Annotated in this window: 17 protein-coding genes; 9 read left to right on the top strand and 8 right to left on the bottom strand. The window is 62.9% G+C overall.

Translation table 11 applies throughout. The annotated features are described in order from the left end of the window. Window positions 1–33: 33 nt before the first annotated feature. Window positions 34–645, top strand: a complete 612-nt coding sequence (locus tag CFR79_RS04910; protein ID WP_102324535.1) for a Smr/MutS family protein — start codon at window positions 34–36, stop codon at window positions 643–645. On the opposite strand, the gene CFR79_RS04905 is transcribed toward CFR79_RS04910, so the two are convergent. Both CFR79_RS04905 and hemF read right to left on the bottom strand, forming a co-directional pair. Continuing rightward, the gene (locus CFR79_RS04905; RefSeq protein WP_102324819.1) at window positions 642–1,730 is read right to left on the bottom strand and encodes a hypothetical protein; all 1,089 of its coding nucleotides are present in this window, start codon (window positions 1,728–1,730) and stop codon (window positions 642–644) included. The two genes, CFR79_RS04910 and CFR79_RS04905, sit on opposite strands and share 4 nt — an antisense overlap. A gap of 119 nt (window positions 1,731–1,849) precedes the next feature. After that, a complete protein-coding gene (gene hemF / locus CFR79_RS04900) occupies window positions 1,850–2,758 on the bottom strand; it encodes an oxygen-dependent coproporphyrinogen oxidase (protein WP_110547110.1) in 909 nt (302 codons plus the stop codon). A gap of 170 nt (window positions 2,759–2,928) precedes the next feature. Here hemF and CFR79_RS04895 point away from each other — a divergent pair, with 170 nt between their 5' ends. After that, window positions 2,929–3,744: a cytochrome c1 gene (locus CFR79_RS04895; protein ID WP_110547109.1), complete on the top strand. Its 816-nt coding sequence runs from the start codon at window positions 2,929–2,931 to the stop codon at window positions 3,742–3,744. Further along, window positions 3,734–4,639, top strand: coding sequence for an S-methyl-5'-thioadenosine phosphorylase (locus CFR79_RS04890; protein WP_102324532.1), 906 nt, complete (start codon window positions 3,734–3,736; stop codon window positions 4,637–4,639). Before CFR79_RS04895 ends, CFR79_RS04890 begins: the two co-directional genes overlap by 11 nt. Window positions 4,640–4,891: 252 nt before the next feature. Here CFR79_RS04890 and CFR79_RS04885 read toward each other — a convergent pair whose 3' ends face one another. Further along, window positions 4,892–5,554: a dienelactone hydrolase family protein gene (locus tag CFR79_RS04885; RefSeq protein ID WP_102324531.1), complete on the bottom strand. Its 663-nt coding sequence runs from the start codon at window positions 5,552–5,554 to the stop codon at window positions 4,892–4,894. Window positions 5,555–5,992: 438 nt separating this feature from the next. Here CFR79_RS04885 and groES point away from each other — a divergent pair, with 438 nt between their 5' ends. The 3 genes from groES to CFR79_RS04870 all read left to right on the top strand — a co-directional run bounded on the left by groES (window position 5,993) and on the right by CFR79_RS04870 (window position 8,493). Continuing rightward, entirely contained in the window at window positions 5,993–6,283 is a 291-nt protein-coding gene (groES, locus tag CFR79_RS04880) for a co-chaperone GroES (RefSeq protein ID WP_102324530.1), read from the top strand. A 62-nt stretch (window positions 6,284–6,345) separates the two neighbouring features. Then, the gene (gene groL / locus CFR79_RS04875) at window positions 6,346–7,995 is read left to right on the top strand and encodes a chaperonin GroEL (protein WP_102324529.1); all 1,650 of its coding nucleotides are present in this window, start codon (window positions 6,346–6,348) and stop codon (window positions 7,993–7,995) included. Between the two features lie 294 nt (window positions 7,996–8,289). Then, on the top strand, window positions 8,290–8,493 hold the full coding sequence (locus tag CFR79_RS04870) for a cold-shock protein (RefSeq protein ID WP_010507660.1): 204 nt from the start codon (window positions 8,290–8,292) through the stop codon (window positions 8,491–8,493). Window positions 8,494–8,533: 40 nt separating this feature from the next. Here CFR79_RS04870 and CFR79_RS04865 read toward each other — a convergent pair whose 3' ends face one another. Next, a complete protein-coding gene (locus tag CFR79_RS04865) occupies window positions 8,534–11,479 on the bottom strand; it encodes an ATP-dependent DNA helicase (RefSeq protein ID WP_110547108.1) in 2,946 nt (981 codons plus the stop codon). A gap of 132 nt (window positions 11,480–11,611) precedes the next feature. Between CFR79_RS04865 and CFR79_RS04860 the strand changes: the two genes are divergently transcribed. The 3 genes from CFR79_RS04860 to CFR79_RS04850 are packed head-to-tail and all read left to right on the top strand — an operon-like array spanning window position 11,612 to window position 16,098. Continuing rightward, window positions 11,612–13,219, top strand: a complete 1,608-nt coding sequence (locus CFR79_RS04860; RefSeq protein ID WP_110547107.1) for a lysine--tRNA ligase — start codon at window positions 11,612–11,614, stop codon at window positions 13,217–13,219. Window positions 13,220–13,229: 10 nt separating this feature from the next. Next, window positions 13,230–15,326, top strand: a complete 2,097-nt coding sequence (locus CFR79_RS04855; protein WP_110547106.1) for a lysylphosphatidylglycerol synthase domain-containing protein — start codon at window positions 13,230–13,232, stop codon at window positions 15,324–15,326. Between the two features lie 31 nt (window positions 15,327–15,357). Next, window positions 15,358–16,098: a MarC family protein gene (locus CFR79_RS04850; protein ID WP_110547105.1), complete on the top strand. Its 741-nt coding sequence runs from the start codon at window positions 15,358–15,360 to the stop codon at window positions 16,096–16,098. Between the two features lie 25 nt (window positions 16,099–16,123). On the opposite strand, the gene CFR79_RS04845 is transcribed toward CFR79_RS04850, so the two are convergent. From CFR79_RS04845 to CFR79_RS04830, 4 genes are all read right to left on the bottom strand, one after another. Beyond that, a complete protein-coding gene (locus tag CFR79_RS04845; RefSeq protein WP_102324524.1) occupies window positions 16,124–16,744 on the bottom strand; it encodes a uracil-DNA glycosylase family protein in 621 nt (206 codons plus the stop codon). Window positions 16,745–16,754: 10 nt separating this feature from the next. Next, window positions 16,755–17,459 carry an NAD-dependent deacylase gene (locus tag CFR79_RS04840; protein WP_110547104.1) on the bottom strand — a complete coding sequence of 235 codons (705 nt, stop codon included), beginning with the start codon at window positions 17,457–17,459 and terminating at the stop codon, window positions 16,755–16,757. A gap of 140 nt (window positions 17,460–17,599) precedes the next feature. Continuing rightward, window positions 17,600–19,006, bottom strand: coding sequence for a c-type cytochrome (locus CFR79_RS04835; RefSeq protein WP_243705224.1), 1,407 nt, complete (start codon window positions 19,004–19,006; stop codon window positions 17,600–17,602). Between the two features lie 51 nt (window positions 19,007–19,057). After that, window positions 19,058–21,277 (bottom strand): PQQ-dependent dehydrogenase, methanol/ethanol family, encoded by a 2,220-nt coding sequence (locus tag CFR79_RS04830; protein ID WP_102324521.1) that lies wholly within the window; start codon window positions 21,275–21,277, stop codon window positions 19,058–19,060. Window positions 21,278–21,709 lie beyond the last annotated feature (432 nt).

Raw genomic sequence — 21,709 nt, 5'->3', positions numbered from 1 at the left:
CACGGGCCGCTGGCCAGGGAAAGGAATCAGACGGTGAGGCAGCGCAGACTGAATGAGGAGGAGGCGGCCCTGTGGACGGCCTTCGCGCAGGGTATCGCCCCCCTGCGCGCGGCCCGGCAGGCGACGCCCGACATTTCTCCCACTGTTGCGGCCACTCCGGCGGCGGGAACGGATAAACACGCGCCCCTTACCACCCCGGAACAGTTGCAGCGCCTTGCGGCGGGAAACATGCACGGCGTGCACGGAACCCCCGGCCATAGCGTGACCGTGCAGAAGGGCAGGGGCGGCCCGTTTGAAATTGGCGTGCGCAGGCCGGGAATGGACGATACAAGCTGGCGTGGCCTCGTCAGCGGCAAGCTACGGCCCGCGCGCAGGCTCGACCTGCATGGACAGGTGGCGCAGACGGCCTTCCATCGCCTGCATACCTTCCTGATACAGGCACATGCCGACAACGTACGTTGTGTCGAAATCATTACGGGGCTGGGCAGCGGCCTCAATGGCGGCATTCTGCGGCGCGAGCTGCCGTTCTGGCTGGGGCGCGGTGATCTGGGGCGGCTTATTCTGGCGGTTGTCCATCCACATGCCGCCAATCAGGGTGCGGTGCGGGTGCTGCTGCGCCGTGCCGGACGCGGCACGGGGCGTTAGCCCAGTCGCCAGGTCGGCAGCTTTGCCGCCAGCCAGCGGCGCAGGGTCATGATGGTGGACGTATCGCCTGAAATCTGTTGCAGGGCGGCGGTAGCGTCCGTACCGGTCAGGAGCGTGCGACCCGCGTCACGTGTAAGGGAGAGCACCGCGCTGTCCCGTATGGCCAGCGCCGTCGCGGCCCGCCAGCGGGCCAGTGTCGTGGGCTGGGTCAGCATGGGCAGCACCAGCGCCAGATCCACCGCGGCCGCCCCCGCCAGCGGTTTCCATGCCGCATAAAGCAGCGAGCCGAGTGCGGAATGAGCATCCTGACCCAGCCGTGTCTCCATGCTCATGATCGTCTGGTCCTGCACCGTGAAGGGCTGGGCCTGTGTGCTCAGGGTAAACAGGGCGGGAAAATCCGCCTGTGCCAGCCCGTCGATCAGGGCGGTGGTGTCGGGCGTGCCCAGCGGGTCTGTTATCTGGATCACGTCCACCTGATTGTCGCGCAGGGCCGCGGCGGCGGCCTCAGGTGTTGCAAGACCCGTGACCGGGATGGGGCGCAGGCCGAACAGCGTCATGGCCAGCACGGTTGGCAGTTCAATGCCGGTCAGGGTGGACACCGCAATGCGCACGGGCCGGTCACGCATGAAATTGCCAAGGCTGCGATGCAGTTGCGCCCGCCCGATCACCACCGGCACGGTCATGCACAGCAGCAGTGGCAGCCAGCGGCTGTAATCGAAATGGATGCGCGTATCCCCGCATAATGAGGAGACAAGGGCCGATCCCGGTGCGGCCAGCGCCATCATGCCGTCGGATGCGAACTGGGAATCAAACAGGTTGGCCCCTGTCACGCCATCCTGTCCCACCGTGTCGCGCACGGGCAGCGGGCTGGACAGGCCAAAACCCTGCGCCAGCGTGCGGGGCAGGACCGGCTTCCAGCGATCGGCCATGGCGCTCTGGTTGCCTGCAACCAGCAGGCCGGGCGTGCCGGACGCGCCAGCGGGCACGGGCAGGCGTTCGGGCGGCAGTTCCGATGCCATCGCCCCGCGCATGCCCGCCGCCGAACCGGCCAGAAGCATGGCCAGAAGGTTGCGCCGCCCGATCATGGCTGTGCCCGCCTGTTCATGGTCCCGTGCGCCCGCATGCCGCAGCCCCATGGCGCGGGCGGCATGGCGGTGGTCGGGGCGGGGCAGAGCCAGGTGTGTCGGGCGGGCATGGGCTATTCTTATGGCCAGTGGACCTCGGGGGGAAGGCTCATGAGGATGGCTTCGGTGTTTCCGCCCGTTTTCAGGCCGAAAATCGTGCCCCGGTCATGCAGGAGATTGAACTCCACATACCGTCCGCGCCGGACAAGCTGCGCCTTGCGCTGTTCTTCCGTCCACGGTTCCATCATCCGGCTCCGCACGATATCGGGGTAGGTTTCCAGAAAGCCCAGCCCCACATCGCGCGTAAAGGCGAAATCCGCGTCGAGGTCGCCGGTATTGAGCCGGTCATAGAAAATGCCGCCCAGCCCGCGCGGTTCATTACGGTGGGGCAGGTAAAAATACTTGTCACACCAGTCGCGGAAGCGGGGATAATATTCGGGGTCATGCTTTTCGCATGCCTGTCTGAACCCGTCATGGAACCGTTCGCCGTCGCTGATGGCTTCGGCGCTTTCGGGAAACATCGGCGTAATGTCGCCGCCGCCGCCAAACCAGCCCTGTGTGGTGACGATCATGCGGGTGTTGAAATGGGCCGCGGGCACCAGCGGGCTGCACATATGGGCAACAAGGCTTATGCCTGTTGCGAAAAAGCGCGGATCTTCCGATGCGCCGGGGATCGAATCGCGAAAGCCGGGGCTGAATTCGCCACTTACCGTCGAGACATTGACCCCGACCTTTTCAAATACACGCCCGCGCATGAGGCTTATGACACCGCCGCCGCCGGGCGTGCCGTCCTCATTGGTGCGGTTCCAGGGCGTGCGCTCGAAACGGCCCGGTGTTTCCTTGCCCGGCAGGGTGGGCGTGCCGGCGGCAGCGGCTTCGGTCTCGATCTGCTCGAAGGCTGCGCATATGCGGTTGCGCAGGGTTTCAAACCACGTCCGGGCCGTGTCCTTCAGCGCGTCATGGGCGACTGGTGTGCGGGAAATTGTCATGGTCGTATCGTTCTGCCCGTTCAGGTCATTCGCAAAGGATATTACGGGTGCCCGTTTGTCCCGCCTATTGCAAGACGGGCAATTGCAAGACCCGTCATCCTGCCGCTAGGAAGGTTGCCAGCGTGGGATACTGGCGCGAAAAGGGTTACGGAATTGTGGCGGGAGCGGACATGGATGAGCAGGGCCAACAGCGGTGCGATACGCCCGGCAGGCACGCCGCACGGCGCCATGGCGCGCTGCTGTCGGGTCTTGTAGTCCTTGGCCTTGTGTCAGGTGGTGGTGCCATGGCGCGCGATTACCGTGAACCGCCCCGCCAGACATGGAGTTTTCAGGGGCCGCTTGGGCATTTCGACATGGGCGCGGTCCAGCGCGGCTATACCGTTTACGCGCAGGTCTGCTCCGCCTGCCATGGCATGAAATCGGTTACCTATGGCGACCTTGCGGGCCTTGGCCTGAAGGAAAGCGATGTCGACGCCATAGCCCATGCCCATCATGTGCCAGCGGGCGTGGATGCCGGCGGGCACGCGCTTTCGCGCCCGGCCAGCGCGGATGACCACCTGCTATCCCCCTATCCCGATGCCCGAACGGCGGCTGCGGCCAATCATGGCGTGATGCCGCCGGACCAGTCCCGGCTGGCGGTGGTCCATCCTGGTGGGGTGGACCGGATCTATGCGTTCCTGACCGGTTACGGCCAGCCCGCGCCCCCCGGCATGGTCGTGCCGCAGGGCATGTTCCACAATCCCTATGCCGCGCAGGGACTGACCGCCATGCCGCCGCCGCTGCATGAAGGCGGCGTGACCTACCCCGATGGCACACCGGCCACGGTTGCGCAGCAGGCGCGCGATGTCACCACTTTCCTTGCATGGGTGGCGACGCCGCACCTGACCGAACGCCACCGGCTGGGGGTGGGCGCGGTCGTGTTCCTTGTGTTCGTGCTTATTCTTTCCATCTGTCTGAAACGGAGAACATGGTCCAATGTCCCCTAATCCTGCCACTGACGAGCAGATCGAGCCGGTTATCGGCCTGATCGGCGGTTCCGGCCTGTATGATATCGAAGGTCTTGAGGACAAGGAGTGGCGCACGGTCGAAACCCCATGGGGCAAGCCGTCTGACCAGTTACTGTTCGGTCGTCTGGACGGTGTGCGCTGCGTGTTCCTGCCCCGGCACGGGCGCGGGCACCCGCTGCCGCCGTCACGGCTGAATTACCGCGCCAATATCGATGCGCTGAAGCGTTCGGGCGTGACCGACATCGTGTCGCTTTCGGCCGTAGGCTCGCTTAAGGAAGAACTGCCGCCGGGCCATTTCGTGGTGATCGACCAGTTCATCGACCGCTCCTTCGCGCGCGAAAAGAGCTTTTTCGATACCGGATGCGTGGCCCATGTCGGCATGGCCGATCCGCTATGTCCGCGTATTGGCGACGTGCTGGAAGGCCAGTGTCGGGAACTGGGGCTGGATGTGACCCGTGGCGGTACCTATCTGGTCATGGAAGGACCGCAGTTCTCCACCCGTGCCGAAAGCAACCTCTACCGCTCATGGGGCTGTTCGGTTGTGGGCATGACCAACATGCCGGAAGCCAAGCTCGCCCGTGAGGCGGAGATCTGCTACGCGACCGTCGCCATGGTCACCGATTATGATTGCTGGCACGACGATCACGATAGCGTGACAGTGGATGCCGTGGTCAAGGTGATGCAGGAAAACGCAAGCCGCGCGCGGGCACTGGTCCGTTCGGTCATCCCCCGGCTGGGGGCGAAGCGTGGGCCGTGTTACGCCGGTTGTGACCGTGCGCTGGAACACGCGCTGATTACCGCACCCGAAAAGCGCGATCCCGCCCTGCTGGCCAAGCTAGATGCGGTTGCTGGCCGTGTGCTGAACCGCGCCTGACTGGTGTGACTTTCCCGCTGCCGCAAGACAGGCAGCGGGATAAAGGGCCGGAAACAGCGTATATCCGGCCCGTCGCCTTACCGGGGCGCCCCTTGAGGCCGTTTGCAAAGCCTGTCGGGAAATATCCAGAAATCACACGGACGTTCCTGGTAAAGCTTTTTTCAAAAAGCTTCGGAAGACGCCGCCTTTTTGAAAAAAGCGGCACCCAGAAACCTTCCTGTTTTTATTAAAGATTTCTTTTCAAACACTCTCTTACAGCCAGTGTTCAAAAAAGCTCAGGCTGCGCTGCATGGCCAGCGTGGCCGCCGCTTCGTCATATGACGGGCGATCCGTGCAGCCAAAGCCGTGATCGGCCCCTTCATAGGTGAAGATTTCAATATCCTCATGCGCGGCGCGGATGGCGTCCACATCGTTTGCGGGGATATGGGCATCTTCCGCCCCGAAATGGAGCTGCACGGGGCAGTTGGGCGTCTGGTTGCGGGTCGCGGCAATGCCGCCGCCGTACCACGCGACCGCGGCGGAAAAGGTGGTTGTATGGCATGCCGCTTCCCATGCCAGCTTGCCACCCCAGCAGAAACCGATGATGCCCTTCTTTTCCGTGGTCAGGCACCCGGCGGCGGCGGTGAGGTCCCTCAGCGCGTTTTCCTCGCCCACCTCGGCACGCAGTTTCAGTCCTTCCTGCACGCCATTGCTGTCATAGGGCAGGATGGTATCGCGGCGGACACGGTCGAACAGCGCGGGTGCGATGGCCTGATAGCCCGCCTCCGCCAGGGAATCGCATACGGCGCGGATATAGGGCGTGATTCCGAAAATTTCCTGTACGACCACCACGCTGCGCGCGGCGTATGGGCGGCCTGCCCGGTAAGCGGAAAACGTATGCCCGTCTGCCGCGGTAACGGTTACGACTGCGCCCATGGTGGTCCCTCATTTCTTATCTGCATTGCGGGAAAAGAATGATGCCCGTTCCCGCCGCGTCAATATGAAACAGCGTGAAGGCGGGTTTTTCAAGGACTCCGACCCTGCAATGCGGGGAACCGGAATCGGGGGAGGGGCCGTGCCATGCGGTTGTATGGCAGCAGCCCACAGCTTTCGGTCATGAAAGCTTAATATGCGATAATATATTGATAATTAACAGTTAAATTGGTGACTGTCCTGTCTGATGCCGGGATTGTGCGATTTAGGCCTGTTCCAGCCATGCGGTGTTCTTGACACCCGTCGGGGTGCTTCCTATCTGGGTATTAGCACTCTCACGAGGGGAGTGCTAACGCGATGCGGCCTGGCGCGCGCGCCAAACCGGTGGCGTTGCTTAATTCAAGGGCGTTACCTTTTTTATAGATGTGGAGCGATCCATCCATGACGAAATTTCGTCCCCTGCATGACCGTGTGGTCGTCCGTCGCCTCAAGAGCGAGGAAAAAACAGCAGGTGGTATCATCATCCCTGAGACCGCCAAGGAAAAGCCGATGGAAGGCGAGGTGATCTCGGTGGGCGCAGGTGCCCGTAACGAACAGGGCCAGATCGTGGCGCTGGACGTGAAGGCGGGTGACCGCGTCCTGTTCGGCAAGTGGTCGGGCACGGAAGTGACGATCGACGGTGAAGAACTGCTGATCATGAAGGAAAGCGACATCATGGGCGTGGTCGGCTGACCACCCCGCGCTTTTCGCACCGAGTAACCTTTTAAGAAACCTTCCATACCGGAGAAAAGAAAATGGCAGCCAAGGACGTAAAGTTCGGCGGTGAAGCCCGCCAGCGCATGCTGCGCGGCGTTGATATCCTTGCGGATGCGGTAAAAGTGACGCTTGGCCCGAAGGGTCGTAACGTCGTTCTGGACAAGAGCTTCGGCGCGCCGCGCATCACGAAGGACGGTGTCTCCGTCGCCAAGGAAATCGAACTGGCCGACAAGTTCGAGAACATGGGCGCGCAGATGGTCCGTGAGGTCGCATCCAAGACCAACGACATCGCGGGCGACGGCACCACCACGGCAACCGTGCTGGCGCAGGCCATCGTGCGTGAAGGCGCCAAGGCCGTTGCCGCCGGCATGAACCCGATGGACCTCAAGCGCGGCATCGACAAGGCTGTCGGCGTTGTCGTTGAAGAGCTGAAGAAGAACGCGAAGAAGATCACGACCCCGGCTGAAACGGCACAGGTCGGCACGATTTCCGCCAATGGCGAACATGAAATCGGCGAGATGATCTCCAAGGCCATGCAGAAGGTCGGCTCCGAAGGCGTCATCACGGTGGAAGAGGCTAAGGGCCTGCACACCGAGCTGGACGTGGTCGAGGGCATGCAGTTTGATCGTGGCTACATCTCCCCGTATTTCGTGACGAATGCGGAAAAGATGACCGTCGATCTGGACAGCCCCTACATCCTGATCCACGAAAAGAAGCTGTCCTCGCTGCAGCCGATCCTGCCGCTGCTCGAAGCGGTTGTGCAGTCCGGCCGTCCGCTGCTGATCATTGCGGAAGACGTTGATGGCGAAGCGCTGGCGACCCTGGTGGTCAACAAGCTGCGTGGTGGCCTGAAGATCGCCGCCGTCAAGGCGCCGGGCTTCGGTGACCGTCGCAAGGCCATGCTGGAAGACATCGCGATCCTGACCGGTGGTCAGGTCATCAGCGAAGACCTCGGCATCAAGCTGGAAAGCGTTACGCTGGACATGCTGGGCACCGCGAAGAAGGTGCACATCGACAAGGAAAACACCACCATTGTCGAAGGCGCTGGCAACAGCGAGGGCATCAAGGGCCGTTGCAGCCAGATCCGTGCGCAGATCGAGGAAACCACCTCCGACTACGACCGTGAAAAGCTGCAGGAACGCCTTGCGAAGCTGGCAGGCGGCGTTGCCGTGATCCGCGTCGGTGGTTCCACCGAGATCGAGGTGAAGGAACGTAAGGACCGCGTTGACGATGCCCTGCACGCGACCCGTGCGGCGGTTGAGGAAGGCATTGTCCCCGGTGGTGGCACCGCACTTGCCCGCGCATCCACCAAGCTGGGTGGCCTGCACTTCCATAACGACGACCAGCGCGTCGGTGCGGACATCATCCGCAAGGCCCTGCAGGCTCCGCTGCGCCAGATCGCCCACAACGCGGGTGAAGACGGTGCGGTCATCGCCGGCAAGGTTCTGGAAAACGATACCTACACCTTCGGTTTCGATGCCCAGATCGGTGATTACAAGGATCTGGTGGAAGCCGGTATCATCGACCCGATGAAGGTTGTCCGCACGGCGCTGCAGGATGCGGCTTCGGTTGCCGGCCTGCTCATCACCACCGAAGCGATGGTGGCCGAGCGCCCGGAAAAGAAGGCCCCTGCGATGCCGGAAGGTGGCATGGGCGGAATGGGTGGCATGGGCGGCATGGATTTCTGATCCACGCTGTTCCTGCGTGGCTCCCGCAGGGGGCCACCCGGACCGACGAAAAAAAGGGGGAAGGGCCAGTGGCCTTTCCCCCTTTTTTCATGCCCCGCGCATGGGGCATCGGCGTATGTGATGTCAGGAGTATTTGACATGGACGCCCATTTCATGCTGCCCCTATGGAGCACGAACGACGTGAAAGTGGCTGGGTGTTTTCCGGATGCCCCGTTTTTTTCATGGCCGTAAAGGCACGCGCCCGGATTCCCGGTATTAGGACCGGCAAGGATGGCGCTGGAGAAGAGACTGGCTATGGCTACCGGAAAAGTAAAATGGTTCAACGCGACCAAGGGTTTTGGCTTCATCATGCCTGATGATGGCGGCAAGGACGTGTTCGTCCACATCACCGCCGTTCAGGCCGCTGGCCTGCGTGGTCTGAACGAAGATCAGGCCGTCAGCTATGACATCGCCATGGAGCGCGGCAAGGCTGCTGCGACCAACCTCAAGGCGCTCTGACGTCTCTCCCGGTCAGGGGGGAAGGTCTGCGGGAACCAGATCAGGAAAGCTGGTCTGCGGAGGTATCGTGCGCCTGCAGGAACTCCGTAATTTCCCGTGCCGCGGCGCTCAGGCCAAGGCGGCGGACCATTACCCCCTCGGGAAAAGCCGACAGCAGGCGTGACGGGGTGCGCCTGTCCAGAAGGACGAATACGCCCCTGTCCTGCCGACTGCGGATCAGGCGACCAAACGCCTGACGCAGGCGCAGGCGGGCGATCATGTCGTCATAACGCCCCGGCGCCCCACCGGACAGGTGGATGCGGCGCTCCCGGTGCAGGATATCCGGGCGTGGCCACGGTACGCGCTCGAAGGCGACCAGCCGCAGCGCATCGCCCGGCACATCCACTCCATCCCGCATCGCATCGGTTCCCAGCAGGCAGGCATTGCGTTCACTGCGCAGGATGTCCACCAGTGTCGCATTGTCCATCGGGTCCACATGCTGGGCAAACAGGGGCAGTCCCGCTGCTTCCAGCGGGGTGATGATGCGCCTGTAGACCTCACGCAGTCGCGATATGGCGGTAAACAGCCCCAGCGCCCCACCACCGGACGCCATGAACAGGGTGCGGTAGGCACCGGCCAGCGCCGCCGGATCGTCATGGGCGACATCGGTGATGATGTAGGCACGGCTCTGCTGCGCATAATCGAACGGACTGGCAAAGGACGCCCTTATGGCGGGCGATGGCAGGTGGACCGCGCCTGATCGGGCTTCCGCCGCATCCCATGCGCGTTCGCTTTCTTCTTCCGTTCTGTTCCCGCCCGTTTCGTCGCGCAGGGTGGCGGATGTAATCAGCACCCCGTGGGCGGGGGCGGCCAGGACACTGGCAAACGGTATGGTCGGGTCCAGCCAGTGGCGATACAGCCCCACATCGCGCTCGCCGGGGTTCTGCCCGTCGCGCCTGTCCATGCGGATATAGTCGATATAATGCGGGGTCTCGCCTTCGGGCGGGCGCTCTCCGGCCTGCAGGATGCCCAGCATGGCGCACCAGCCATCGACGCGGGACAGGGCACGGCGGCGGATGGAGCGGATCGCCGCCGCAATCCGTTCGCGCATGGGGGTGTCCAGCCAGTCCGCTTCGGTATCCAGCACTTCCTCCAGCCGCGCGACGAGCGTGCGCAGCGGTTCGGCCAGTCGTCGCAGGGCGCGTTCCAGTCCCTGTGCCGCCATGCGCAGGGAATCGGGCATCGGATGCAGGTCGCATTCACTGTCGCTGCGGCGCTGGCCGCCTTCGGGACTGCCCTGCGTGCGGGCGAGAACCTGCAGGCGCAGTTCATGCAGCAGCATTTCCGACGGATTGGACAGCACGGGTTCACCCGTACCGTCGGGCAGGTCGGTTGTGGGGACGGTGGCGGTCTTGCTTGCCGGGTCCTGCGCGGCAAGGCGTGCCGACCAGCCGGGGGCGGGCAGGGCGCGTGCCGCCATCAGGGCCGTATCAAGCGGGGTTTCGATGCGCGGGATGTGAACCAGCAGGTCTTCCAGCCGCCGCCGCAGGCCCCGCGCGCGCGACCGTGCCCCTTCGGCCCCCAGCAGCCAGCGCCGCAGTTCAGCCGCCTCCAGCCCGGACAGTTCAAGGGCGAAGGCGCTGTCGGCCGCATCAGCGATGTGATGCCCTTCGTCCATGATGTAGCGGGTAGGGGTATTGTCCTCGTTATTGGTGTCCGACCCGTCCAGCGCGTGCCATGCCGCCTGTGACATCACCAGCGCATGGTTGGCGATGACCAGATCGGCCGTGCGGGCGCGGCGGATGGAATGTTCCACCATGCATTGCTGGTAATGCGGGCAGGCGCCGTGAATGCATTCGCCACGCCTGTCGGCAATGCCGGTCAGCAGCCCGCGACCGAACAGGTCGGCAAACCAGCCCGGCAGATCGCCGCCAAACAGGTCGCCATCATCGGTATGGGCGACCCACAGGGCAACCAGCGCCAGCCCGATAATGGTGGCATTCGCCGCCTGCCCGCGGGAGAGGGCGATGTTCACGCTCTCCTCCATATTCAGCAGGCATAGATAGTTTTCGCGCCCCTTGCGTACGACCACATGGCTGCGGCGGATGGCGGGATCGGGGAACAGGCGGGCCAGTTCCGTCTCGATCTGGCGTTGCAGGTGCCGGGTATAGGTGCTGATCCACACAGCGCCCCCGTTGCGGCGCGACCAGATGCTGGCCGGTGCGACATAGCCAAGGGTCTTGCCCGTGCCGGTTCCCGCTTCCGCCAGTACCATGTGCGGATCGCCCTGCGTGGTGCGCGGGGCAAAGGCCCGGGCGGCAAGGTGGCTGAACGCTTCCTGCGCGGGGCGGTGTTCGGCCCCTTCGCCCAGAATGGCGCGCAGGTGGTCGCGGGCTTCATCCCCCGTTACCGGCTGGGCGGCTGGTGGTGGGCGGGGGGCAGTGTCCTCCCATTTGGGCAGGCGCGTCCAGACCTTCAGGGCTTCGGCGGGCTGGATCACGCCTGCGGGCAACGGCCCGGTCGCATCCAGTCCCAGCGCGGCACAGACGGATGGCCCCCATGCCCATCCCGCCTGCCGCATGCGCCATGCCAGCGCGGTCATGATGCCGCCCTGTGGCGTGTTGCGGCTGCGGGCGATGTGACGCAGCAGTGCGAATGCCAGATCGGGCAGCAGGTCGGCCTCGGGCGCATCCAGCCGGTGTGCTGCAATACCCAGCGCCCCCCCAAGTCCACGCGCCGTGGGGGGCACGCCATGCGCGGGCATGGCGAAGGCGAACAGTTCCAGCAGGTCCAGCCATGGACAGGGGCGCGGCGGGGGCGGCAGGTCCAGCCTGCGCGCCGTGGCCGGGGCGTGAATGACCAGAATGGCCGGCCAGTGCGGCAGGTCACGCCGGATTTCGGCCGCCGTCATGGACAGGATTTCCCCATCCGGGGTCAGGACCGACCATGCGCCGTGCCGGGGAAGGATCGCCGGTGCGCTGTCCGGCAGGGGCGGGGTGTCTGGCATCTCGGTCAATGATATAGGGTACCTGTGGGCGTCTGTCGCCCGCCGCGTGTCAGATCATTATCATTGCTGCGTCCTGCGGTGTTGAATAGGATGGATTGACCCGCGTCATTCCTGCCCATAGCTTGCCGGTCCATGTCAGAACAGCATCGTCCCCTTATCTCGCCCCTCCCCAAGTCCTGGCCGTTTGAGGAGGCCGCCAAACTGTCCGCGCATGTTGGCGCGCGCGCTGTCACGGCGGACCGGCCCGTGCTGCTGGAAACGGGTTATGGTCCCTCCGGCCTGCCGCATATCGGCACGTTTGGCGAGGTCGCGCGCACATCATGGGTGCGTCAGGCCTTCACGAAGCTGACCGGCCTGCCCACGCGGCTGCTTGCGTTTTCCGATGATATGGATGCCCTGCGCAAGGTGCCGGAAAACGTGCCGAATCAGGAGATGCTGCACCAGTTCATCGGCAAGCCGCTGTCACGCGTGCCTGATCCGTTCGGCACGCACGAATCCTTCGCCGCGCATAACAACGCCCGTCTGCGCGCCTTCCTTGACGGGTTCGGATTCGAATATGAATTCGCGTCCTCCACCCTGTATTATGAAGGGGGGCGTTTCGACGCCGCCCTGAAGCGCGTGCTGGAAGTACACGACCAGATCGTGGCCGTGATCGCGCCGACACTGGGCGAGGAACGGCGTGCCACCTACTCCCCCGTCCTGCCCATCCATCCCCGCACCGGTCAGGTCATGCAGGTGAAGATGGATGCGATCGACCCGGTGGGGGGTACCGTGCGCTGGACGGATGAGGAAGGCGAGACCTTCGAAACCCCCGTAACGGGCGGCCATGCCAAAATGCAGTGGAAGGCCGACTGGGCCATGCGCTGGTATGCGCTGGGCGTTGACTATGAAATGTCGGGCAAGGATCTGATCGACAGCGTGCGCCTGTCGGGGAAGATCTGCCGTATCCTTGGCGGCCAGCCGCCTGCGGGCCTGACTTACGAGCTGTTTCTGGACCAGAACGGGCAGAAGATATCGAAGTCCAAGGGCAACGGGATTTCGGTTGAGGAATGGCTGCGTTACGCGCCCGCGGAAAGCCTCGGGCAGTATATGTTCAATGCCCCGCAGCGCGCCAAGCGCCTGTTCTTCGATGTCATTCCCAAGGCGACGGATGAATATCTGGCCCATGTCGGCAAGGCGAAGACGCTGCCTGCCGATGATGCAGCCCTCATGACCAACCCGGCATGGTTCATCCATGCGGGCAATATTCCCGCCGATGCGGGCAGCCCGGTCACATTTGGCATGCTGCTCAACCTCGCATCCGTCGCGAATGCCGAGACGCCGGATGTGCTGTGGAAGTTCATCCAGCGTTACGATGCCGCCGCCACGCCGCAGAGCTGCCCCATGCTGGCGCGTCTGGTGGACCATGCCATTGTCTACTACGCCGATTTCGTGCGCCCGACGAAGCACTACCGCGCGCCCGAACCGCATGAGCGCAAGGCGCTGTCCGATCTGGCCGAAGCCCTGCGCGGGCTGGAGGGGGAGGAGGTTTCCCCCGATACCTGCCAGAACCTTGTGTTCGAGATTGGCAAGACCCATGGCTTCGAGCCGCTGCGTGCGTGGTTCGGCTGTCTGTATGAAGTGCTGCTTGGGCAGAAGGAGGGGCCGCGTTTCGGGATTTTTGTCGCGCTGTACGGGATTGCGGAAACCGTCGCCCTGATTGAGGCAGCCCTCCTCCGTGACGAGAGGGCCGCGGGCTAGGAGCCTGCCCATGGCCGAACGTCCTGAACATGACGCCATGGCCCATCCCGATGTGGATGATGGGGGTAAGGGCGTAACCCCCGCGCCCGTCAGGCGGGGACTGATACGGCATCTGCCGCACGTGCTGGGCCTGCTGCTGCTGGTTGCCGCCATTGTCGTGGTCCAGCGCGAGGTCCGCCACCTGCACTGGCACGACATAAGTCAGGCGCTTGCGGCCATTCCCGTCGGGACATTATGGGCCGGGGCGGGCTTTACGCTGCTGTCCTACCTTATCCTGTCGTTTTATGACTGGCTGGCCGTAAGGCAGGTGGGTTGCCCGCTGTCGTTCCGGCGCACGGCGTTTGCGGCTTTCTGTTCCTACGTCCTGTCGCATAATCTTGGTTTTTCGGCCATTTCGGGCGCGGCGGTGCGGTTCAGGCTGTATGGTAACTGGGGACTGAGACCGTTTCAGGTTGCCCAGATCATTGCCTTCTGTTCCGCGACCTACCTGCTTGGGGCCGCCGTGCTGATCGGCAGCGTATTGCTGCTGGAGCCGGGGACGGTGCCCTTCATCGGCCAGACCCTGCCTTCCATCCTCATGCGTCTTGTGGGGGGGGCTATGTGGGGTGGCGTGATCGCCTATGTCATCATGGGCCGCTACGTGGACGAAATTCGGGTCTGGCGGTGGCAGATCACCTTCCCGTCCTCCGCCATGGCAGTGATGCAGACGGTGGTGGCGGCGCTGGAAGTCGCGGCGACGGCGGCCATCGCCTACACTTTTCTGCCATCCGCGCCGGGACTGGATTACGGGACGTTCCTGGCCATCTACATCGCATCCTATACGGCGGGTCTGGTGGCCAGCGTGCCGGGTGGGCTTGGCGTCTTTGACGGGACAATGATGCTGGCGCTGGGGGCTTACCTGCCCGCCACGCGCATCGTGACCGCCATCCTGATCTTCCGTCTGTTCTACTATATCGTCCCCCTGTTCGTGGCGGGCATCATGTTCGCCGCGCATGAAATATTCCTACGCGGGGATGCGGCCCTGTCGCGCAAGGTCGGTGCGCGCAGGCCGCTGCGGGGGCCGCGCACGGACCGCCCCAGTCAGGTCATACGCGAAAGCGAGGCGGATTTTTCCGTGGCGGTCGCGACGGGGGCCGTCTCGCTCTGTGGCGGGATGCTGCTTGCCCTGACGCTGCTTGACCCTGAAGGCTGGATGAACGCAGGCCGCATGCAGCCTGCCTTTGTCCTGATGGGGGACTATCTGCTTTCCCTTATCGGGGTTGCGCTGATCGGTCTTGGCATCGGCCTGTCGCAGCGTGTGACGCTGGCATGGAAGGCGACGATGGTGCTGCTGTCCATCGCCTGTGGCCTGACCCTGCTGCGGGGGTCGCCCATGGCCGTGCCGGGACTGCTTATGCTGGTCTGTATCCTGATCGCGCCATTCCGCGGGTCCTATTACCGGCATGCCCGGATCATGAGTGAGCCGCTGTCGTTCCAGACCATCCTGTCGCTTGTGCTGCTGATCGGCTCGATCCTGATCCTCGTGCTGGCGGGGCCGCATGATTCCGTTGGCGGTAGCTGGTGGGAAATCATGCTGTTCGCATCGCGTCCCGGCATTGCCCAGTGGACGCTGGGGCTGGCGGTCATGCTCGGGCTGGTCATGATTGTGCGGCTGGTGCGGCCCGGCGGCATCCATGTGCTGCCATGGGATGCCGAAACGCAGGCGCAGTATGGTGGCCTTGACCATGCACTTGACGTGCTGGGGGAGGTTACGCCTGCCCCATCGGGGGCGATACCGGGCGCACGGCGGGAGGCGCTGCTGCCTTTCGTGCGCGTGGGTGTCTATCTGATCGGACTGGGGGACCCGGCGGGGGATGCGGATGACTGCACATCCGCCATATGGTGGCTGCGCGACCTTGCGGTGCAGGAAGGGCGCAGACCGGTATTCTGGCGTGTAGGCATGACATTGCTGCCTGTCTATAATGAGCTGGGGCTGACATCATGGCCGCTGGTGACTGAAGGGGAAGACGCTTCTCCATCCTTCCTGTGTGCGGCCGCCCGGGACCTGCCTGCCATACGCCCCCTTCTGGCACGGACCTTCGCGCCATCGGGACAGGTGGAAGACTGATGGACGTTTCACCCGGCTGAAGGATACGCTCATGACGGCGCATGACGGGCTGCTTACCCATTTTTCCACAGTTGTCGGGTTGCCCAGCCTGTCGGGCGCGTTCCTTATGGCGTTTCCCGCGCTGTTTTCCATTGTCAATCCGTTGGGGGCCGCACTTATCTTCGCGCAGGTCACCAGCGGGCATGACCGGCGCCTGTGCATTGCCCTTGCGCGTCACGTCGCATTCTATTCCGCCATGCTGATGCTGGCCTCGATCTGGATCGGCGGGTCCGTCCTGTCCTTTTTCGGTATCAGCATCAATGCGTTGCGCATCGCCGGGGGGCTGGTGGTGGCCGTGCGTGCCTGGTCCCTGCTTCAGGCCCCGGAAACCGAGGAAGCCCGAAAACAGGCCCAGGCGACACAGAACAATCACGCCCAGATCAGCAGCAACATGATGGGGCAGGCGTTTTTCCCGCTGACCATGCCCTTTACCGTAGGGCCTGGAACCATTGCCGTTGCCATCGCGCTGGGATCGGAAGGGCCGACTGGGGGCAGCCACATTGTCTTTTATGGCGTGCTGTCAATCGCAGCCCTTCTGGTGGCAGCCATCGTATGGGCGGCTTACGCCTATGCCGAACAACTGCTCTGCCTGCTGGGCAAGACCGGCACCCGTATTGTCTCACGCCTCGCGGCGCTGATCCTGCTGTCCATTGGCGTGCAGATCCTGATTACGGGCGTGCAGGGCGTGGCGCTGTCCACCGCCCACGCCATTCTGGCGGCAGCAGGGGAATAGAGCCGAGCAAAACGGATCAGACTGACTACACCGGCACGACTGGCGGAATGGCGGGCACGGGGCGCCCCGCCAGAACAGCCTGCACACAAGCACGCAGGGCGGGCAGCACATCATGTCCGAATTGCGGGGTGCGGCGTTCCCACGCCCCCGTGCGCCATGAGGGATGTGGCAGCGGGAAATAACGGGGCAGGTAGCGCCGGAAATCCAGAGAGCGATCACTGACCCGGCCCGGTCCGAGAATGTGGTTCTGCGCATAACTGCCCACCACGAGCGTTAGTTCAAGGCCTGGCATCTGCGCCATGATGCGCGCACGCCATTGGGGCGCACATTCCGGCCGTGGCGGGCAATCGCCCCCCTTGGGCAGCCGACCGGGATAACACAGGCCCATGGGCACGATCGCAATGCGGCTGACGTCATAAAACGTGGCGCGATCTATGCCCATCCATGCACGCAGCCTGTCGCCGGAGGCATCATTGAAGGACTGGCCGGTTTCATGCACGCGTGTTCCGGGGGCCTGACTGGCAATCAGCAATCGCGCCGTGCGGGAAATATGGAGCACCGGCCGTGGCCCCAGCGGCAGATCCGCGCGGCAGAGCTGACAGGCGCGGATGGATTCCAGCAGCGTTTCCAATGTCTCGTCGGCCATATCCTGCGCTCTATTTTTCCAGCAGTTCGCGCACCCATGCGCTTACGGTGCGGGTCGCGGGACCGGGCACGACCTGATCGAACGGGGAAGGCCCGTGTGGGATATCAAGATTGAACAGCATCGTATCCGCATGCCCCGCGACACTGTCCACAAAGCCTGCCGCCGGATAAACGGTGCCGGAGGTGCCGATGGCGACGAACAGGTCACATTCCGTCAGGCGGGTGCCGATGGCTTCCATATGATAGGGCATTTCCCCAAACCAGACGATGTCGGGCCGCAGTGATGGCGTATGGCACACAGGGCAGGGTGTCTGGGGATAACAGTCTTCCCGCCATACAGGTTTCGCGTGGCAATGGGTGCAGCGCAGGCGCAGCAGTTCGCCATGCATATGGATCACATTATGACTGCCTGCGCGTTCATGCAGGTCGTCTATGTTCTGCGTCACGATCGTAATCTGACCCGCCCAGCGTCCTTCCCGTCCGGCACGTTCCAGATCGGCCAGCGCGTAATGGGCAGCGTTGGGCTGCACGGTGGAGAGCTTGCTGCGCAGGCCGTTATAGAAACGGTCCACGCGCAGGGGATCGCGCTGGAAGCCCTGCGGGGTGCAGATATCCTCGATCCGTTCATTGTTCCACAACCCGTCCGGGCCACGGAAAGTCTGCAAGCCGGATTCCTGGCTGATGCCTGCCCCGGTCAGGACCACAATGCGCTGCATGCCGGTATCTTCCCTTATGGTTGCGAAAGGGGGAGTGTGCGGGATCGGCAGACATAAGAAAACCGCCATGGACGGGGTCCATGGCGGTTTTCCGTAACGTATCAGGAGTGGGCGGCCCCGTTGGGGCCACCCGACCGGCATTACTGCGCGGCGTCCTGACCGGTATGCGTCTGCGGTGCGAAGGTCCAGCCTGCGCCATAAGGCTGCGGCAGGAAGACCGACCAGCCACTGCTCATGCTGTTCCAGCCCGAGCTGGAAACCGGCGCACCCGTGTCACGCAGCTTGGTCACGTCGGCGGCGGTAACGGTGCCCGGCGCCTTGTTGCCCCAGCTTGTGCGGATGAAGTTGACCACATCAGCAATCTGCTGTGCGGACAGCGACTTGCTGTAACCCGGCATGGCCACCGCGGACGGCGCCCAGTTGCTCGGCGGCAGCACGCCACCATGTGCGATCACGTTCACCAGCGAGGTCGGGTTCTCGGTCACGACGACCGGGTTGCCAGCCAGCGGCGGGAACATGCGGGCCACACCACCACCGTCGTTACGGTGACAGATGGCGCATTCCTTCACATACGTATCGGCGCCCGGAACGCTGGCGGTGTTACCCGAAGCCAGCATGTTCGCGGTGGACGGGTCGTATGTGTAGTTGCCCTGCGACGGCGGAACCGGCGGCAGGCTCTTCAGGTACTTCGCGATGGCGTGCAGATCGTCATCGGTGAAGTACTGGGTGCTCCATGCCACCACATCGCCCATGCCACCGAACACGGCGGAGTGGTCGATACGCCCGGACTTGAGGAAGGTGTAGATATCATCCTCGGACCAGCGGCCCAGACCCACGACCGGGTCGTTACGCAGGCTGGGTGCGACCCAGTTGTCGATCGGTGCGCCACCGGCCAGGAAGTCAGGCCCGCCGGACGCATCCAGAGCCTTTTCCTGCATGGCGAAGCCGCGCGGTGTATGGCACGCGCCGCAATGTCCCGGACCCGTCACAAGGTAATCACCACGGGCAATATCGGCATCCGTGCCGGGTGCAGGGGTGTAGTCCTTGGGCGAGGGCGAGAACATCATGCGCCAGATGCCCAGCGGCCAGCGCATCGACATCGGCCAGGAAATGTCCGGCTGCTTGTTAGGCTGCGCCGCCGGCTTCACCCCATGCATGAAGTACGCATACAGCGCCTGCATGTCTTCCTTCGTCATACGCGAGAAGGCGGGATACGGCATGGCCGGATACAGGGTGGAGCCGTCCTTGCGGATACCGTGGCGCACAGCTTCGTCGAATTCTTCGAAGGTGTAGCGGCCGATACCGTAGGTCGGGTCCGGGGTAATGTTCGTGGAGTAAATCGTGCCGATCGGGCTCTTGATTTCAAGCCCACCTGCATAGGCCTGACCGTGGAGAGCGGTATGACATGCTACGCAGTCACCCAGTCGCGCGACATACGCCCCTTTCTCGACTAGCGCGGAGTCGGCATTGGGCGTCTGAGCCAATGCCGTCCCTGCCAGCAGACTAAACGCTGCCGCGCTGAATGTCACCTTAAGCCTGTTGATCATTATGTTCACCATCATGCGTCGCGTTGATGCGAAAAATTGTCAAAACCGGGATTATGGCAGCTGCTCGGGAATACCGGCAGCATTCTTCCGGGCATCAACTTCCCTCTGATAGGTCTCGTTCGCACGCTTGATCAGGAACTGACGGATATCTTCAATCTCGTTCGGATTCATGCTGCTGTCGAAGCGATCCATGCCATAGGCGGTAAGCGCGCCACGACCGACAACATTGTAGAACGCATCCTGGTGGCGGATGGAGCCGGACCAGCGCAGGTCAGGCAGCACGCCAGCACCTTCCGCATTGTCGCCATGGCAGGCGGCGCAATAGGTCTGGAACTGGAAGTAGCCGTTATCCGTGCGGGCCGCATCAAACTGTGCCGGCGGCTTGACGGGCAGGAAGCCTTCGTCGTTCTGCTTGGGCAGAGGACCGGACTTGCCGTCGAGCGAGAAGGCAATGATGCGCGAGTGGTTGACGGTCCAGCCGCTGGTACGGGCCAGGCCACCAAGGAAGAACGGATAGATGCCGCCCCAGCCCACTTCAACCGCAACATACTGCTTGCCCTTGGCAAGGTAGGTCACGGGCGGTGCGATGATGCCGCTGTCAGCCGCGAAGTGGAACAGGTCGGAACCGTTCGTCGCGTCATAGGCGTGGAATTCACCGTTCGCCAGGCCCTGGAACAGCAGGTCGCCGCCAGTCGCCAGGATACCGCCGTTCCACGGACCCTTGTGGTCCACGCGCCAGGCTTCCTGCTGCTTCTGCGGATCCCATGCCAGGATGTAACCCTTCAGGTCCTTAACGAAGGCCTGCTTGGCTTCCGGGGAGTCGGGGATACCGACCTTGTTCATGTCCAGACCAAGGTTCCAGCTATCCGGATGCGGGGTGAACCCGCCGACCTGGTTGGTGTACAGGAACGGAACCTGCTGCGCGGGGATGTAGACCAGCCCGGTCTTGGGGCTGAACGCCATGGCCGCGAAGTTATGGCCGCCAAGGTCACCCGGAATGCCGTACCAGTCCTTGCCCGTAAGCGTGTAGAGCGCGTCGGGGTTGTAGATCGGACGACCCGTCTTCGGATCGAGGCCGCTGGCCCAGTTCACGTAAACATAGTTCTTGCCCGAGATGAACTCGCCGGTCTTCGCATCGATGATGTAGAAGAAGCCGTTCTTCGGCGCATGAACGATGACGTGGCGGGTCTCACCATTGATCGGCAGGTCAAGCGTCATGATCTGCTGGACCGAGGTGAAGTCCCACTGATCCATCGGCGTTTCCTGGAAATGCCAGACGTATTCGCCGGTTTCCGGCTTCAGCGCGACGATGCTGCCCAGGAACAGGTTGTCGCCCTTGCCTTCGGAACGGTACTTGTAGTTCCACGGCGAACCGTTGCCGACACCCAGATAGACCAGGTCGGTCACGGGGTCATACACGATGGAATCCCACACCGTGCCGCCGCCGCCCTGACGGGTCCAGGCGCCGGTCGGGCTCCAGGTCTGGTAGGCCTTGTTCATCAGCACGCTGTCGGATGCAGCATGGTCCGGTTCGTTCTTGGGGTTCGGAACCGTGAAGAAGCGCCAGTCAACCTTGCCTGTTTCCGCGTCGAACGCGGTGACAAAGCCACGGGCACCAAATTCGGAACCACCGTTACCGATGATCACGCGGCCCTTGGCGACGCGCGGCGCGCCGTCAACGGTGTAGGAACGCTGCTTGCCCAGTTCGGCTTCGGGCGGAATGGTGTTGACGCTCCAGACCAGCTTGCCGGTCTTGGCATCAAGGGCGATCAGGCGGCCATCGAACGTGCCGAAATAGACCTTGCCATTCCAGTAGGCCGCACCACGGTTGACCGTGTCACAGCAGCCCTTGTCAGCGATGTTGCCGGGCACGCGCGGGTCATAGGACCACAGCAGTTTGCCGGTTGCAGCGTCGACGGCTTTCATCATGCTCCAGTTGGTGGTGGCATACATGACGCCATCAACAACCAGGGGCGTGCCTTCCTGGCCACGGTTGGTATCGAGATCCAGATACCAGGCCAGCTTCAGGTTACCGACATTGGAACGGTTGATCTGATCCAGCGGGCTGTAACGCTGTTCAGAATAGGTGCGGCCATAGGTCATCCAGTTGCCGGGGTGATCATCAGCATGGATGATCGCTTCCCCTGTGGCGCCCTGTCCCTCATCCGCCGATGCCATGGTGGCATAGCCGGAGATGAGAGCCGCACATATCGTTCCGGCTGTAAGCGTTCTGCTCAGAGAACGTCTTTTTCCGAAAACGGCAGAAATCATATGTGATGTCCTCAGAAAAACTAACGGTTTCGAATTCAGGACGCCGCCGCTGCAACTTTCTGCCGGGGCAGGTTTTCTGACTGTATCGGTCTGGAAAGCAGGCAGAACAGGCTTCCTTGACTGACAGACAGGAACCGGCTTCGGGCAGGAGAAAAGCAGGTAGTCTGTTTCACCCGAATATACTGAGGCTGTGCCGCCCGTCTCCTGACATTTTAGTGTTCGAGATCACTAAAACGTGAATATGCTATCAGATAAGCAATGAAACAGATAACTGGATTTTTCAGGGATATTCGTAAACTTTCTTGATATTCCGGGAAAAAATGAAAAACGGGTTGTTCTCGTTTCGATAGGGCGTCCACAAAGAATGGTACGGAATATATTTTTATTATCCACAATACGAATAACTGGATAGTTCCCGAGACTCCTGATTTT

The sequence above is a fragment of the Komagataeibacter saccharivorans genome (genome assembly GCF_003207825.1).
Lineage (GTDB): Bacteria > Pseudomonadota > Alphaproteobacteria > Acetobacterales > Acetobacteraceae > Komagataeibacter > Komagataeibacter saccharivorans.
This window is presented reverse-complemented; position numbering and strand designations above follow the sequence as displayed.